This window comes from Cycloclasticus zancles 78-ME (genome assembly GCF_000442595.1).
In the GTDB taxonomy this organism is placed as follows: Bacteria; Pseudomonadota; Gammaproteobacteria; order Methylococcales; family Cycloclasticaceae; genus Cycloclasticus; species Cycloclasticus pugetii.
Genome location: NC_021917.1, coordinates 1028705 through 1045407 on the forward strand (window position 1 = coordinate 1028705; position 16703 = coordinate 1045407).

Below are 16703 nucleotides of genomic sequence, written 5' to 3' on the forward strand. Positions count from 1 at the left end.
GATTGACGTTATTATTTTAGTTGCGGCCCAGCAGCTACGAGAGATTTTCCTTCTTCGTTATCTGTGTACTTTTCGAAATTAAGTTCAAATAAGTGAGCAAGCTCATGGGCGCGTTTTTCCCAATCAGCTTCATTTTCATAGGTGTTTCGTGGGTCAAGAATGTCCGTGTTAACGCCTGGTAACGCGGTTGGTATTTCTAAATTGAAGTAGGGAATATGTGTTGTTTCTGCTTCTTCAATTGAACCATCAAGGATTGCATTAATGATAGCGCGGGTATCTTTAATCGAAATTCGTTTTCCCGTGCCGTTCCATCCAGTATTAACCAAGTAGGCTTCGGCATTAACAGCCTCCATACGTTTCACTAATTCCTGTGCGTATTTGGTGGGGTGTAATGATAAAAATGCTGCACCGAAGGCCGCTGAGAATGTTGGCGTTGGCGCTGTAATGCCTCGTTCAGTACCGGCTAACTTTGCAGTAAAGCCAGATAGGAAATAATATTTAGTTTGCGCGGCTGTTAATTTTGAGACCGGCGGTGTTACGCCAAACGCATCAGCGGTTAAAAAAATAACCTTTTTAGCATGGCCACCTTTTGAAACTGGCTTAACAATATTGTCAATATGATCAATTGGGTAAGAAACACGCGTATTTTCGGTTTTAGAATTATCAGCAAATTGAATGACGTTACCTTCAGATAAAGTAACGTTTTCTAAAAGAGCATCGCGACGAATAGCACCATAAATTTCAGGTTCATCTTCTTCGCTTAAATTGATAACTTTAGCATAGCAGCCACCTTCAAAATTAAATACGCCGTCATCATCCCAGCCATGTTCATCATCACCAATCAATTGACGGTCTTTATCGGTGGATAGTGTTGTTTTGCCTGTTCCAGACAAACCGAAGAACACTGCAACATCGCCATCTTTACCAACATTAGCAGAGCAATGCATTGAGGCTATACCGCGCAGTGGAAGCAGATAGTTCATCATGCTGAACATGCCCTTTTTCATTTCACCACCATACCAAGTGCCACCGATAAGCTGCATTTTTTCAGTTAGGTTGAAAGCAATGAAGTTTTCTGAGTTAAGGCCGTGCTCCTGCCAATCGGGGTTATTTGTTTTGGCACCATTTAAAACAACGAAGTCTGGTTCAAAATCAACCAATTCTTCTTCTGTTGGGCGAATAAACATATTTTTTACAAAATGTGCCTGCCAAGCGACTTCAACAATAAAGCGTACCGCCAAACGGGTATCTTTATTGGCACCACAGTAGGTGTCCACAACAAATAATCGCTGACCAGATAATTGTTTAGTGACAATATTTTTAAGGTGTCCCCAGTTTTCTTCTGATAAGGGTTTATTATCATTTTTGCCTTGGGTAGACCACCAAACGGTATCACGTGATACGTCATCCATCACGATGTATTTATCTTTTGGTGAGCGTCCAGTGAAAATACCGGTATCGACTGCAACAGCACCTAAGTTAGTTACAGTTCCCTTTTCATAGCCTGTTAGATCGTCTCGAGTTTCTTCTTCAAATAAAAGGTCGAAAGAAGGGTTGTAGATAACTTCGCTAGGGTTGGTTATCCCGTATTGGGTGAGGTCTATGGTGTTAGACATTGTTGGAGCTCCGGTATTATTAAGTTAATTTGTTGTTTTCGATTACTGCGTAGGCAGAATGATTGTGTATGGATTCAAAGTTTTCAGCTTCTAGGGTATAAGCTAAAATTCGCTGGTCATCGTTAAGTACACTAGCAATATCCCTTACGACATCTTCTACGAATTTAGGGTTGTCGTAGGCGAGCTCTGTTACGTATTTTTCATCAGGCCTTTTTAACAGGCTGAAAAGTTCACTCGATGCCTGCTTTTCAACCAGCTGGATAATGTCTTCAGCGCAAATATTGTCACCAATTTCTGCGGTAACGGTGATATGAGAACGCTGGTTATGCGCGCCATATTCAGAAATTTTCTTTGAACAAGGGCATAAGCTGGTAACGGGGATGACTACTGTAATTTTGATTTTTTGATCACTTTTTGACCAGTGCCCGTCAAGCTTTATTTGATAGTCTAATAAGCTTTTAACGCCAGTAATAGGGGCAGACTTGTTAACAAAATATAGGAACTCTGTGGTTAGGTAACCTGTTTCCGCTTCAAGGGTGTGGGTCATTTTTTCTAATAATGCATTGAACCCCTTAATAGATAATTGCTGGCAATCTTCATTCAAAAGGGCCACAAAACGTGACATATGAGTGCCCTTTTGATGATGAGGTAAGTTGACAGACATGTTAAAGGTGCCAACAGTTGCTCGTTGGTGACCGTCCCTATCGACAAAAACAAATGGGTGGCGGATATCCTTTATGCCGACTTTATTAATGGGCATATTTCTAGAATCTGGGTGGTTTTGTACGTCTTCGATGGTCATATTTAGTAAGTAAGCTGTGTTGTATCAGGTGTTTGTTTTATTTAAGCTGCTGCTTATATAGTTTTTTATGCTTTGAGTGTCGAGACCTGCTTCTTGCAATAGTTCTTCTCTTGAACCGTGTTCAAGATTAAGGTCTGGCAAGCCAATGTTTAAGACCTTGGTATCGATTGAAGCTTGGTTAATAAACTCGTTAACACCGCTGCCTGCGCCACCTTTGATAACATTTTCCTCCAGTGTCACCAACGTGTTGTGAGTGCTAGCAATATGTTTGATCATGTCTTCATCCAAGGGTTTTATAAAGCGCATGTTGATCACCGTTGCATTAAATTCCTCGGCTACTTCAAGTGATTGTGTCACCGATGAGCCAAATGCTAATAAGGCGATATCTTTGCCTTCCCTTAGAGTAACGGCTTTGCCAATTGGAATGCTATCAAGTGTATTACTAATAGTGACCCCAGGACCTTTACCGCGTGGATAACGTACTGCAACTGGTCCTTTATGTTGAATCCCTGTTGTTAACATAAGTCGACATTCGTTTTCGTCAGCGGGCGCCATAATAACCATATTTGGGATGCAGCGCAGGTAGCTAAAGTCGTACGAACCAGCATGAGTGGGGCCATCAGGGCCAACTAAGCCTGCACGGTCAATAGCAAAAAGAACAGGGAGTTTTTGCAAGGCAACGTCGTGAATAAGTTGATCATATCCACGTTGTAAAAACGTTGAATAAATAGCAACAACAGGCTGTAAGCCTTCGCAAGCCATTCCCGCCGCTAAGGTAACAGCGTGTTGTTCAGCTATACCAACATCAAAAAAATGCTCCGGGTATTGCTGTTCAAATGTCACCATGCCAGAGCCTTCACGCATAGCAGGGGTAATGCCAACGAGTTTGTCATTTTCTTTAGCCATATCACAAAGCCATTGGCCAAAAACTTCACTGTAAGTGGCTGAGCTAGGTACCTTTTCTGGTAACTTTTCTTTACTTGGGTCAAAGGTTGAAACGCCGTGGTATCCAATTGGGTCCGCTTCAGCAGGGGAGTAGCCCTTACCTTTTTGGGTCACAATGTGTAAGAATTGTGGGCCTTGTAAGTCTTTTAGGTTGGATAATGTTTTAACTAAAGTGGGGAGGTCGTGACCATCAATAGGTCCAATATAGTTGAAGCCCATCTCTTCAAATAATGTCCCCGGTATAACCATGCCTTTTACGTGTTCTTCAGTTCGTCTTGCCAACTCCCAAACACTGGGCATGTTAGCCATCACCTTTTTGCTACCTTCTTTTACGGTTGTGTAGAATTTTCCGGATAAGATTTTAGCTAAATAGTTTTTCATCGCCCCGACATTTGGCGAAATAGACATGTCGTTGTCGTTTAAAATAACCAGTAAATTTGCATCTAAGGCACCGGCGTGATTTAGCGCCTCAAAAGCCATACCACCGGTTATTCCACCATCACCAATAATAGCAACTGTACGTTTTTCATCGTTATTTATAGCGGCGGCAATGGCCATACCTAAAGCGGCACTGATTGATGTACTCGAGTGGCCAACGCCAAATGCGTCGTATTCACTTTCTGCACGTGTTACAAAAGGGGTAACGCCGTGTTTTTTACGAATTGTTGAAATCTTATCTTTACGCCCAGTTAAAATTTTGTGTGGGTAAGCCTGGTGTCCAACATCCCAAATTAATTTATCAGTAGGGGTGTCGAAAACATAATGTAAGGCAATGGTCAGTTCAACGGTACCAAGCCCTGCTGATAAATGTCCCCCTGATTTACTGACGGAGGAAATTAGAAACTCACGTAGCTCATGTGACAAACCAATAAGCTCCTCTTCCGTAAGGTTACGAAGGTCGTTTGGTATATCAACTTTATCGAGAATAGGGTATTTTGCCAGTGGCGTCACGTAATGCTCATAATACGTTAGGTTAAGGTTGCGTATTATCGTTTGCAAGCAAAGACTATGCAAGTGAATACTCGTCTAAGGACCATGTGCTTAAGATATTCGTGAGATAGTGAACTGTGCAATATCCCTAAGGTAATTAGCGCGCTGGTCAAAATTTGAAAGACTTTGTATAGCCTCGTCATGCAAATCTTTGGTTAAGTGTTTCGAAGCCTTTAAGCCTAAAATAGAAGGGTAGGTGGACTTCTTAGCTTGCTGGTCCTTACCTTGTGTTTTGCCGAGTGTTGAAGTGGATGAGGTTTCATCAAGAATATCATCTTGTACTTGAAACGCCAGCCCGATACATTCTGCATAATGTTTTAGGTGGCGATACTGGGTATCTGTTGTTTGAAACTTTAAACTTGCGACTAAAGTGATACAGCTACAGATCAAGGCCCCTGTTTTATGTAGGTGCATATTTTCAATTTCAGCAATGGAAATGGACTTTCCTTCATTAGCCAGATCAATGGCTTGGCCGCCGACCATGCCTCTTGAACCGGCAGCTTGTGATAACAGTTGAATACAGGTTATTTTTTTTTCATTGCTGCAATCCGCCTTTGCCAGCACGTTGAAGGCGAGTGTTAATAACGCGTCTCCGGTTAAAATAGCAGTTGCTTCGTCAAAGGCTTTATGACAACTCGGTTTGCCACGACGTAAATCGTCGTCGTCCATCGATGGAAGGTCGTCATGAATGAGTGAATAAGCGTGAATAAGCTCAATTGAGCTAGCTATGCTGTCTAATATAGGTTGTTGTATTTCAAGTAAGTTCCCAGTCGCATAGACGAGCATCGCTCGAATACGTTTGCCACCATTAAGAGTTGAATAACGCATGGCTTCGTGCAATCGCTTGGGTTCAATGTGACTCGCGGGGAGATAGCGCGCTAGCGCGGTTTCTATTTGTTGTGTTTTGGCGCTTTGGAAGTCTTTAAAAGCAGTCATGGCTGTGGGTAAATTAAATATTTAATCGAAATCGACGGGTTTTGCCAAGGCGGAGCTGTTTAATAGAGTTTCAACTTTTTGTTCAGCGTCTGTAAGTGACTTTTGACAGGATTGAATTAACTTGATGCCTAATTCAAACTCTTTTAGTGATTCTTCGAGACTCAAATCTCCATTTTCCATACGGTCAACAAGTTCTTCTAAGGATTGAAGGGATGATTCTAAATCGAGTTTTTTTGCTTTGGCCATTAGTTTTGTCGTTGATTTTGTAAAAGGAAATACGTTACCTTAACTAGACTGGATAGGGTCACTATTTTTTTAAAATGCTTGTCGTGTTAGTTAGCACGAAGTAATCATATTGACATCAAATAGATGGTAACGTATCTTGAGCTTACTATTAGACCCAGTCTAAAGGTAGAATTGATATCATTCAACTTATTAAGAGGAATTACTATGTCACTTAAAGGTTCTCAAACAGAACAGAATTTAAAAGATGCGTTTGCTGGTGAGTCACAAGCAAACCGTCGTTACCTATACTTCGCAAACAAAGCAGACATCGAAGGATACAACGATGTGTCTACTGTTTTCCGTTCAACTGCAGAAGGTGAAACAGGCCATGCACACGGTCACTTAGAATATTTAGAAGAAACTGGTGATCCAGCAACAGGTCTGCCAATTGGTGGAACTGAAGATAACTTAAAAGCAGCGATTGCCGGTGAGACGCATGAGTACACTGATATGTACCCAGGTATGGCAAAAACAGCACGTGACGAAGGTCACGATGAAATTGCTGATTGGTTTGAAACACTTGCAAAAGCGGAGCGTTCACACGCGAATCGTTTCCAAAAAGCGTTAGATAGCTTAAACGCTTAAGTGTTGATTTAGATCAAAAGGAGGGTACGCATGTGCTCTCCTTTTTTTTGGAGATAAATAAATGAGAGAAGGTAGCTTAGAGGCCCCCACAAGGCATCCAATAGATTGGAAAGGCGCTAGTTTTTACGATGAGGCTAATTTATTCAACGAATTAGATCGTGTGTTTGATATTTGTCATGGTTGTCGTCGTTGTTTTAATTTATGTAATGCGTTTCCATTATTGTTTGATGTCATTGATGAGTCAGAAACAATGGAACTCGATAGCGTCGATAAAAAAGTCTATTGGGATGTGGTCGATAATTGCTATCTATGTGACATGTGCTTTATGTCAAAATGCCCTTATGTGCCTCCTCATGAATGGGACTTGGATTTTCCACACTTAATGCTTCGTGCGAAGGCCGTTAAGTTTGAAAAAAATGAAGTCAAACAACGCGATAAATTAATTACATCTACCGATAGAATTGGTAAATTAGCGTCTATCCCCATCGTTGTTAATGTGGTGAATGCAGCGAACCAGAACAAGACAATTCGACGAGTTTTAGACAGCCAATTAGGGATTCATAACGAAGCGGTTATCCCAGCCTATCATACCGAAACAGCAAGGAAAAAATTTGCCCAGCAAAAACATGATGCTTCGGGGGTGCAAGCTTGCGGAGAAACAACCGGAAAAGTGGCTATTTTTACCACCTGTTATGGTAACTATAATCGACCAGATTTAGTAAATGATTTGGTTGATGTGCTAGAGCATAATAATGTTGCGGTAACGATGGCAAGTAAAGAGAACTGTTGTGGTATGCCTAAGCTTGAACTGGGTGATCTTAAAGAGGTAGAGCGTTTAAAAAACAATAACATTCCACAACTTGTTAAATTGATTGATGAGGGCTGGGATGTAATTGCCCCTGTGCCATCATGTGTGTTGATGTTTAAACAAGAGTTGCCGTTAATGTTTCCAGATGATGAAGAGGTAGCAAAAGTGCGTGATGCTATTTTCGACCCATTTGAATATTTGATGCTTCGCCATAAATCGAACTTATTAAAAACAGAATTTAAAGGTGAATTAGGGCAGGTCTCTTATCAAGTTGCTTGTCATTTACGGGTTCAAAATATTGGATTAAAGACGAAAGAGGTATTAGAGTTAATTCCAAATACATCAGTAAATGCGATAGAACGGTGTTCTGGGCATGATGGAACGTATGCGCTAAAAAGTGAGTTCCATGATATAGCTAAAAAAATTGCAAAGCCGGTTGTAAACCGAGTGAAAAAGGCTGAAGCCGATGTGTTTTCAAGCGATTGCCCTATGGCAGCTGATCACATTGCAAGTGGCTTGGAAGATGAGTCAAACGTAAAGAGCCCTATTAGTTTGCTAAAGCAAGCGTACGGCATTTGAACATTAGAGGTTGAAAATGAAAAAGCTAGTTAAAGAAGAACTGTATGGTCTTGAAGAGTATTCGAATAAACGTGATGAATATAGGCAAAAGGTTCGTGCTCATAAACTTAATCGAATAGTGCGAATCGGGGAGAATGTCAGCCTACATTTTGAAGACTATTTAACCATGCGCTACCAGGTTCAAGAAATGTTACGTGCCGAAAAAATCTTTGACTCGGCGGGCATTATCGAAGAAATTGAAACCTATAACCCATTGATTCCTGACGGGCAAAACTGGAAAGCAACAATGATGATTCAGTTTGATAATGCTGGTGATCGTAAAGTGGCGCTGGAAAAAATGATTGGTATTGAACGTGCGACGTGGGTTCAAGTAGCGGGTTTTGATAAGGTTCACCCCATTGCTAATGAAGACTTAGAACGTGAAACGAATGAGAAAACATCTTCCGTTCATTTTTTACGCTTTGAGTTGACCCAACCGATGGTGGAAGCGGTGCAAAACGGTGCGATTATTAATGCAGGTGTTGATCACCCAGCATATAAACATGAGGTGACGGTGCCTGATAATATACGAAACTCGTTGGCGAGTGATTTGGATTAATAAGTAAACGCTACGTTTACTCTAGAGTGATTTGCATGGGGTGGGCTTCTAGTATGGTGCGAAGAGGCTTTGGGGTATCAAGATAGAAGCCCTGTGCAAAATCAATCCCAATATCTTTCATTTTTTTGAGCGTTGCTTCGTTTTCAACATACTCTCCTACAGTCTTTTTCCCCATGATGTGTGAAATTTCGTTAATAGACTTCACCATCGCAAGGTCCAAAGGATTGTAGAGCATATTTTGAATAAATTGACCATCAATTTTAAGAATGTCAGCGGGCAATCGCTTGAGGTACTCATACGATGATAAACCGGAGCCAAAGTCATCCAAGGCAATTAAGCAACCCAGTTGTTGTAATTTATTTAGGAAACTCACTCCAAACTCAGGGTTAGTAATAGCGGCTGTTTCAGTTATTTCGAAACAAATCTTATGGGGAGGGATATTGGCGTCATCGATACACTTTTTGATGAGCTCAAAGCTACCTTGGTGGGCGATGGTCTGCCCTGATAGATTGATGCTAAACCAGTCAACTTGCTCTTGAATGGTTGCCATTGCCTGAATCGAGTTTTTTATAACCCAATGATCAATTTTATACATTAACTTATAGCGTTCTGCAGCAGGCAAAAACACATTGGGTGCGATAATACTGCCATCTGCATCGAGCATACGCACCAATACTTCATAATTTGAGAGCGTATTTTTGGTATTGGAGTCTTCGTTAGAAACAGTGCGTATTTTTTGTACATAACACTCGAAACGATTGGCCTTAAGTGCATCATTTATTTGACTGACTATATTATTTTGTTGTAATCGTAACGCAACTGCTTGATCTGCATTCGTGTGGATGTGAATTTGGTTACGCCCTGCCTCTTTAGCAAGGTAACACGATGTGTCAGCCAGTTTGAGAACATCTTCATATGAATTAAAGCTCTTATCAATGGTAACAATGCCAATACTGACGCCTAGGTTATATTCTTTATCGCCGGATATGAAAATAAAGTCTTCGATATCTTGTCTGATTTGTTCACCTAATGCATGAGCTGCATCGGGTGGGCAGTCTTTTAATAAAATGCAAAACTCATCTCCACCTACTCTTGCGAGCAGGTCGGCCGAGCGGACTTGTTTCAAGAGTAATTGACTGACTTCAATAAGTGCCATATCTCCTGCTGCATGGCCACCACTATCATTAATTATTTTGAATTGGTCTAAATCAAGGTAGAGTAAAGCATGAACGGCATTACTGTCTTTTAAGTCATTAATAGAGCGACTAAGTTCTTCATCGAAACCACGACGATTAACGAGTTTTGTTAGGGGGTCATGTGTTGCTTCGAAGCCTAGCTTTTGTGTAAGTAGTGTGTTTTCTGTGATGTCTTTAAAGTACCAAACACGCCCTTTGATGGTCTTATCGTGAATTAAAGGGAAAGACGCTAAATCTAATATCGTGCCATTTTTTAAATAAATGAGTGTTGATGTCTTAACCTCTGAAGAAGGACTTAAGGACAACACATTTTGCGCGATCTTTTCAGCGTCTTGCATTTTATCCATGCCAGCCTTTAACATTTCTAGTGTTTGGTTGTTCTTTTCTTTTAGTAAGCTGGGTGGAATATCAAAGGTATTAAAAAAAGTCTGGTTAATGGCGATAGCTTTTCTATCTGTATCTTCAACCAGCATACCGTCATCACTGGCTTCCATAATAGCGTGTTGGATATCACTGTATGATTGGAGTTGTTGCTGGTTTCTAATTTTTTCGGTCTGGTCATAGAGCGAAACATGATAGTGTCGGCTACCATTATAATTCAATAAGGAGCCGTGAAATTCGGTGTGAATAGTTTCACCATCCCCTGTGATTTTTGTACTATTATTGTTTGCGTTACCGTATTTTAAAATATCGTCAAAAAGCTGATCGTACCTATCGTGCTCTTCTTCGGAGAAAAATTGTTTACCATGCTGGTGTAGCAAATCATTTAAATCGCGTTTATGCAATTGGCAATAGGCTTCATTAGCATAAGCAATTTCCCTATCCATGTTGTATAGCACTTGCGGCAATGAGGAATTGTCTATCGCCTCTGTTGCAGACTCAACAAGACTTAAGAGTGTTGGAATATCTACAAGCGTTGAAAGAATAGGGCGGATCATCTCGGCGACTGTATTTATTATATCTTTCGTTTCAGCGTCCCAAATCCGTGTTGAATTACATTGATGAAGTGAGAGACCCCACTTTTCACCATTAGCCTGTTCAATAAGCTTAACGATTTGTGCTTTTATAGAGAAGTCTTTATATACCTTTGATAATTGAGTTGACTCGATATTTTTAAGGTCAAAGGAGACCGGCTCGGTTGTATTTTCAACAGTTTGGCTAATATGCTTAAAAAGTGAGGTTGTTGAGAGGTCGGTTTTTAATTTATTGGCACCAGGGTAGTTGGCTGTGGTTACTTCAATAGGAATCATATGTGTTGAAGCATTGGCTGTACAAGGATAGAGTAATGAACAACGATCTACCTCCAAGTACTCTAGAACTAACTCGAGTGACTTTGTAAGTTGATGATATCCGGACAGAGGCAACTTCAGAGTGTCATGGATTTTATTAAAAAGTTCATCCCTATCCTTCAAAACAACTATCTCCCTAACGTTAATAATTTTTTTTATATCAATGTATACTAGTTCAAAACCTTTATTATTCAAGTGAACATTTGAATCAATTAGAGGTGTGATCATTCGCGCCAGCAATTATGATTATAAGCCGGCATGTGAGCTTGTTAGAATTAGACTTAATGGTTAGAATCCGGCCTTCATTTATACTTTAACGAGTCATTAACCCAGTTTATGAATAGTCAATACGAAGCTTCTGACATTGAAGTCCTAACGGGGCTCGACCCAGTTAAAAAAAGACCGGGGATGTATACCGACACGGTGAGACCTAATCATTTAGTACAAGAGGTACTTGATAATAGTGTCGATGAAGCAATTGCGGGTTTTGCAAGTGAAATAGTCGTAACTTTATATAAAGATGGCTCGGTCAAAATTGACGATGATGGACGAGGGATGCCAGTGGATGTTCACCCAGAACATGGTGTTCCAGGTGTCGAATTAATTCTGTCCCGTTTGCACGCTGGCGGAAAGTTTTCAAATAAAAACTATCAATTTTCTGGTGGTTTGCACGGCGTTGGCATTTCTGTGGTTAATGCGTTGTCATCTCGGGTTGATGTGGAAGTTAAGCGTACTGGTAAGCGTTGGCACATGGCTTTTGAGAATGGTATCAAAGTAGCAGATTTGGCAGAGCTTGGAACAGTAGGACAGCGAAACACCGGTACATCTGTTCATTTTAAGCCAGACCCTGTTTATTTTGACTCGGCTGTGATTTCGTTATCTAAGTTGAAACATGTACTTCGAGCCAAAGCCGTCCTTTGCCCTGGTTTGCATATTTATTTGAAGGATGAAATCAATGCTGAAAAATTAGAGTGGTTTTATCAAAATGGCCTAACCGATTATTTATTAGGTGAATTAAAACATTTAACTTTATTGCCGCCAGAAGGCTTTGTGTCGGGTGCGAGTAGCGAACGCGAATCGGTTGAGTGGGCAGTTGCTTGGTCAACAGATGCCGGTGAAGGGATTACTGAAAGTTATGTAAACTTGGTGCCTACATCACAAGGTGGTACGCATGTTAATGGTTTACGCACAGGATTGACCGAAGCGGTCAGAGAGTTCTGCGAATTCCAATCGTTACTCCCTCGCGGGGTTAAAATTACGCCAGATGATGTCTGGGAGCGCTGTCATTATGTGCTATCTATCAAGTTAGAAGACCCACAGTTTTCAGGCCAAACAAAAGAAAGGCTGACATCTAGAGAATGTGCAGCTTTTGTCTTGGGAACGGCTAAAGATAGTTTTAGTCTGTGGTTAAATCAACACCCCGCTATAGGTGAAGAAATTGCCCAGATTGCTATTCAACGTGCACAAAATAGGCAACGTGCGGGTAAAAAAGTTATTCGTAAAAAAGTGACCAGCGGCCCAGCTTTGCCAGGAAAATTAGCAGACTGTTCATCCCAAGACTCCGATCGTTCTGAACTATTTTTAGTTGAGGGGGACTCTGCAGGCGGCTCTGCTAAACAGGCGCGTGATCGTGAGTTTCAAGCTATTATGCCGTTACGAGGAAAGATTTTAAATACCTGGGAAGTAGACCCTGCTGATGTTTTAGCCTCGGAAGAAGTACACAATATTTCAATAGCAATCGGTGTGGAGCCCGGCTCCTTAGATTTAAAATCCTTACGTTACAATAAAATTTGCATTCTTGCCGATGCGGACTCTGATGGGCTACATATTGCCACTCTGTTATGTGCTTTATTTGTTCGGCATTTTTCGGCATTGGTCGAAGCAGGGCACATTTATGTGGCGATGCCGCCTTTATACCGAGTTGATGTGGGTAAGCAGGTGTTTTACGCCCTAGATGAAGCCGAGAAAGAAGGTGTGTTAGATCGTATTGCGGCTGAAAAATTAAAAGGCAAAATTAATGTACAGCGTTTCAAAGGCTTAGGTGAAATGAACCCTGCTCAACTTCGGGTGACTACACTTGACCCGGATACACGTCGCTTAGTGAGACTAGATATGACATCGGGTGATCAAACCCATGCCAAAATGGATATGTTACTTGCAAAAAAACGTGCTTCAGACCGTAAAGCATGGTTAGAAGAAAGTGGTAATTTGGCAGATATATAAGAGAACATTATGACGACAACATCTTTTGAAAACATTGAAACGCTGCCATTAAAAACATTTACTGAAAAAGCATATTTGGACTATTCCATGTACGTTATTTTAGACCGTGCATTGCCACATATCGCAGATGGTCTTAAACCTGTTCAGCGCCGTATCGTCTATGCGATGTCTGAATTAGGCCTATCTAATAACGCAAAATTTAAAAAATCAGCGCGAACAGTGGGTGATGTATTGGGTAAATTCCATCCGCATGGTGATAGCGCTTGCTATGAAGCGATGGTGCACATGGCGCAACCGTTTGCTTACCGTTACCCATTGGTAGATGGGCAAGGAAACTGGGGCTCACCAGATGACCCAAAGTCTTTTGCGGCGATGCGTTATACAGAATCACGCTTAGCGCCTTATTCAAACAGTTTGTTGAGCGAGTTAGGGCACGGCACGGTTGAGTGGACCGATAATTTTGATGGCACTTTACAAGAGCCTAAGTTGTTACCTGCACGCTTACCCAATTTGTTATTAAATGGTGTTACAGGGATTGCCGTAGGGATGTCCACAGATATACCGCCACATAATTTAAATGAAGTGGCGAGCGCTTGTATCCGCCTATTGGATGAACCAAAGGCAGATATCGATACGCTGATGGAACATATAAAAGGACCGGACTTTCCGACAGAGGCCGAAATAATCACGTCGCGTGATGAGATTCGTGCAATGTATGAAAAAGGCTCAGGTGGTCTACGTGCAAGAGCGCGTTATGAAATGGAGCAAGGTCAAATTATTGTGACAGCGCTGCCATATCAAGTATCTGGGGCGAAAGTGCTGGAACAAGTTGCGTCACAGATGCGTGCCAAAAAGCTACCTATAGTAGAAGATTTACGAGACGAGTCAGACCATGAAAACCCAACACGATTAGTTATTGTGCCGCGCTCTAAACGAGTTGGTGTCGAGCAATTAATGTCGCACCTTTTCGCAACAACCGATTTAGAGCGAACCTACCGTGTCAATTTCAATGTAATCGGCTTAAGTGGAAAACCGCAAGTTAAAAACTTGAAAGTATTATTAGCGGAGTGGTTAACTTATCGGCTTGAAACCGTTAGAAAACGTTTGGAGCATCGTTTAGATAAAGTAAATGATCGCTTACATATTTTAGATGGATTATTGATTGTCTATTTAAATATTGATGAAGTCATTCGGGTTATTCGAGAAGAGGATCATCCTAAAGATGCATTAATGCAGCAATTTAATATTACTGATGTTCAGGCACATGCGATTCTTGAGATTAAATTGCGTCAGTTAGCAAAGTTAGAAGAGTTTAAAATTCGTGCAGAACAGGAAGAATTGACGAAGGAGCGTGATGAGTTAGAAAAAATTCTAGGCTCAAAACAACGTTTGCGGACATTGGTTAAAAAAGAAATTCAGGCAGACGCTCAATTGTATGGAGATGTTCGGCGCTCGCCGATTGTCAATCGGTCAGCAGCACAGGCGTTAGATGAGCGAGCGCTTATTCCCAATGAGCCTATGACGGTTGTTATTTCACAAAAAGGCTGGGTTCGTGCCGCTAAGGGCCATGATATTGACCCAAAGAGTTTAACGTTTAGGTCAGGTGATGAATACTTAGCATCGGCAAAAGGCCGCAGCAATCACTGGGTTTACTTTTTAGACTCAACAGGCAGGGTATATAACTTACCAGTTCATGGGTTGCCATCAGCACGTGGGCAAGGCGAGCCGATCACCGGTAGTTTGAAACCACCTGCCGGTTCTATGTTTACGGATGTTATTGCAGGTGTAGATGAGCATATTATGCTGGCATCTGATGCTGGCTATGGTTTTGTTACAAATCTGAATGACTTACAAACTAAAAATAAAGCAGGTAAGGCTTTATTAACAATACCAGAAGGTGCAAAGCTACTATCACCAGCGTTATACGAGGCTGAAGAGGGCTGGGTTGCGATTGTCAGTAAACAAGGCCGGTTATTAATATTCCCTGTGAGTGAAGTGCCGGTATTAAGCCGCGGTAAAGGAAATAAGCTGATTCAAATCCCGACTAAAGATTTAAAATCAGGGGATGATAAAGTGATCGGTTTTTGTGTGGTCAATGAGCAGCAAGCTATTCGTATTAATGCGGGTAAACGACATATTAATTTGAAATTATCTGATTTAGATGCTTATAAAGGAAAACGGGCCCAGCGTGGTGTTAAATTACCACGTGGTTTTCAAAACCCAGGTTCCATTGAATTACTTAACAAGAATTAAGTGATAGAAAAAAGAGAAAACACAAAAAAGCCAAGCATAACGCTTGGCTTTTTTGTGTGTCGAACTTTTTATTCACTAACGACCGGAATACCAGCAATTTTCGACTGCCATAAAGCAGGGCCTGTTTTATGTACTGATTCACCGGTAGAGTCGACTGCTACGGTTACGGGCATGTCTTCAACATAAAACTCTCGGATAGCTTCCATTCCTAAGTCATCAAAAGCGATAACTTTAGCTTCTTTTATTGCTTTAGAGACAAGATAAGCAGCGCCTCCAACAGCCATTAAATAGGTGGCTTTATGTTTTTTAATGGCGGCAATACCATCAGGACCACGTTCAGCTTTTCCAATCATACCCAGTAAGCCGGTTTTATCGAGCATCATCTCGGTAAATTTATCCATACGGGTTGCTGTTGTTGGGCCTGCTGGACCAACAACTTCATCTTTCACAGGGTCAACTGGGCCAACGTAGTAAATAAAACGATTTTTGAAATCAACACCGTCTGGTAACTTTTCACCCTTGGCAAACATGTCAGCAATGCGCTTATGTGCAGCATCGCGGCCGGTTAACATGTGACCAGTTAACAGTAGACGGTCGCCAGGCTGCCAAGTATGCGTTTCTTCTTCAGTGACAGTATCCAGATTAACGTGTTTAGTTTTTGCATCGGGTGTCCAGGCAATTTCTGGCCAATCTTCAAGCTTGGGTGGTTCTATATAGGATGGGCCAGATCCGTCGAGAACAAAGTGTGCGTGACGAGTTGCCGCGCAATTTGGAATCATTGCGACAGGTAGAGACGCGGCATGTGTGGGCATATGGTTGATTTTTACGTCTAACACTGTTGTTAAACCACCAAGGCCTTGTGCACCTATACCGAGAGCATTAACTTTTTCGTATAGCTCTAGGCGAAGTTCTTCGGCACGATTGCTGGGGCCACGGTCTTTAAGCTCTTGAATGTCAACATGCTCCATTAACGATTCTTTGGCTAGTTTCATGGCCATTTCCGCAGTGCCACCAACACCAATACCTAAAATGCCAGGTGGGCACCAGCCAGCCCCCATGGTAGGTACCGTTTTAAGTACCCAATCTACAAGGCTGTCACTCGGGTTCAGCATGACAAATTTAGATTTATTCTCAGAGCCACCGCCTTTAGCGGCAACATGAATGCTGACGGTATCACCCGGCACTACTTTCATGTGAATAGCGGCGGGCGTGTTATCGCCTGTGTTTTTTCTTGCGCCTAATGGGTCAGAGACGATAGAGGCTCTTAATACATTGTCGGGGTGGAGGTAAGCTTGTCTTACTCCTTCATTACACATATCTTCGACGCTCATGCTGCTGTCCCATTGGACATTCATGCCGATTTCCAAAAATATATTTGCTATACCGGTATCCTGACAGATGGGCCGGTGGTCCATCGCACACATGCGTGAATTAAGAAGAATTTGTGCCATTGCATCCTTTGCAGCGGGTGACTCTTCTAACTCATACGCTTGGCCTAACGCTTGAATGTAGTCCTTTGGGTGATAATAAGAGATAAATTGAAAAGCAGCTGCGATACTTTCAATAAGGTCATTTTGTTTGATAATGGTCATTAAAAC

Annotated in this window: 12 protein-coding genes; 5 read left to right on the forward strand and 7 right to left on the reverse strand. The window is 41.6% G+C overall.

Annotation, left to right across the window (positions count from 1 at the left end; genetic code table 11):
• Window positions 1–11 precede the first annotated feature (11 nt).
• The 5 genes from pckA to CYCME_RS05055 all read right to left on the reverse strand — a co-directional run bounded on the left by pckA (window position 12) and on the right by CYCME_RS05055 (window position 5535).
• The gene (pckA, locus tag CYCME_RS05035) at window positions 12–1616 is read right to left on the reverse strand and encodes a phosphoenolpyruvate carboxykinase (ATP) (RefSeq protein ID WP_020932308.1); all 1605 of its coding nucleotides are present in this window, start codon (window positions 1614–1616) and stop codon (window positions 12–14) included.
• 19 nt (window positions 1617–1635) lie between these two features.
• The gene (gene folE2 / locus CYCME_RS05040) at window positions 1636–2418 is read right to left on the reverse strand and encodes a GTP cyclohydrolase FolE2 (RefSeq protein ID WP_015006245.1); all 783 of its coding nucleotides are present in this window, start codon (window positions 2416–2418) and stop codon (window positions 1636–1638) included.
• A 24-nt stretch (window positions 2419–2442) separates the two neighbouring features.
• Window positions 2443–4314, reverse strand: a complete 1872-nt coding sequence (gene dxs / locus CYCME_RS05045; protein WP_041932904.1) for a 1-deoxy-D-xylulose-5-phosphate synthase — start codon at window positions 4312–4314, stop codon at window positions 2443–2445.
• Window positions 4315–4404: 90 nt separating this feature from the next.
• A complete protein-coding gene (locus CYCME_RS05050; protein WP_020932310.1) occupies window positions 4405–5289 on the reverse strand; it encodes a polyprenyl synthetase family protein in 885 nt (294 codons plus the stop codon).
• A 21-nt stretch (window positions 5290–5310) separates the two neighbouring features.
• On the reverse strand, window positions 5311–5535 hold the full coding sequence (locus tag CYCME_RS05055; protein WP_015006242.1) for an exodeoxyribonuclease VII small subunit: 225 nt from the start codon (window positions 5533–5535) through the stop codon (window positions 5311–5313).
• A gap of 204 nt (window positions 5536–5739) precedes the next feature.
• On the opposite strand from CYCME_RS05055, the gene CYCME_RS05060 reads away from it, so the two are divergent.
• From CYCME_RS05060 to CYCME_RS05070, 3 genes are all read left to right on the forward strand, one after another.
• Window positions 5740–6159, forward strand: a complete 420-nt coding sequence (locus CYCME_RS05060) for a rubrerythrin family protein (RefSeq protein ID WP_015006241.1) — start codon at window positions 5740–5742, stop codon at window positions 6157–6159.
• A gap of 61 nt (window positions 6160–6220) precedes the next feature.
• Window positions 6221–7546, forward strand: a complete 1326-nt coding sequence (locus tag CYCME_RS05065) for a heterodisulfide reductase-related iron-sulfur binding cluster (RefSeq protein ID WP_016390069.1) — start codon at window positions 6221–6223, stop codon at window positions 7544–7546.
• Between the two features lie 16 nt (window positions 7547–7562).
• Window positions 7563–8144 (forward strand): DUF3501 family protein, encoded by a 582-nt coding sequence (locus CYCME_RS05070; protein WP_020932311.1) that lies wholly within the window; start codon window positions 7563–7565, stop codon window positions 8142–8144.
• 16 nt (window positions 8145–8160) lie between these two features.
• Here the strand turns inward: CYCME_RS05070 and CYCME_RS05075 are convergent, their stop codons facing one another.
• Complete coding sequence (locus CYCME_RS05075; RefSeq protein ID WP_020932312.1) at window positions 8161–10857, reverse strand: EAL and GGDEF domain-containing protein; 2697 nt, start codon at window positions 10855–10857, stop codon at window positions 8161–8163.
• Between the two features lie 108 nt (window positions 10858–10965).
• Between CYCME_RS05075 and parE the strand changes: the two genes are divergently transcribed.
• Window positions 10966–12852: a DNA topoisomerase IV subunit B gene (parE, locus tag CYCME_RS05080; RefSeq protein WP_020932313.1), complete on the forward strand. Its 1887-nt coding sequence runs from the start codon at window positions 10966–10968 to the stop codon at window positions 12850–12852.
• Window positions 12853–12861: 9 nt separating this feature from the next.
• Window positions 12862–15105 carry a DNA topoisomerase IV subunit A gene (gene parC, locus CYCME_RS05085; RefSeq protein WP_015006236.1) on the forward strand — a complete coding sequence of 748 codons (2244 nt, stop codon included), beginning with the start codon at window positions 12862–12864 and terminating at the stop codon, window positions 15103–15105.
• Window positions 15106–15173: 68 nt separating this feature from the next.
• Here parC and CYCME_RS05090 read toward each other — a convergent pair whose 3' ends face one another.
• On the reverse strand, window positions 15174–16697 hold the full coding sequence (locus CYCME_RS05090) for a fumarate hydratase (protein WP_020932314.1): 1524 nt from the start codon (window positions 16695–16697) through the stop codon (window positions 15174–15176).
• Window positions 16698–16703: the final 6 nt, after the last annotated feature.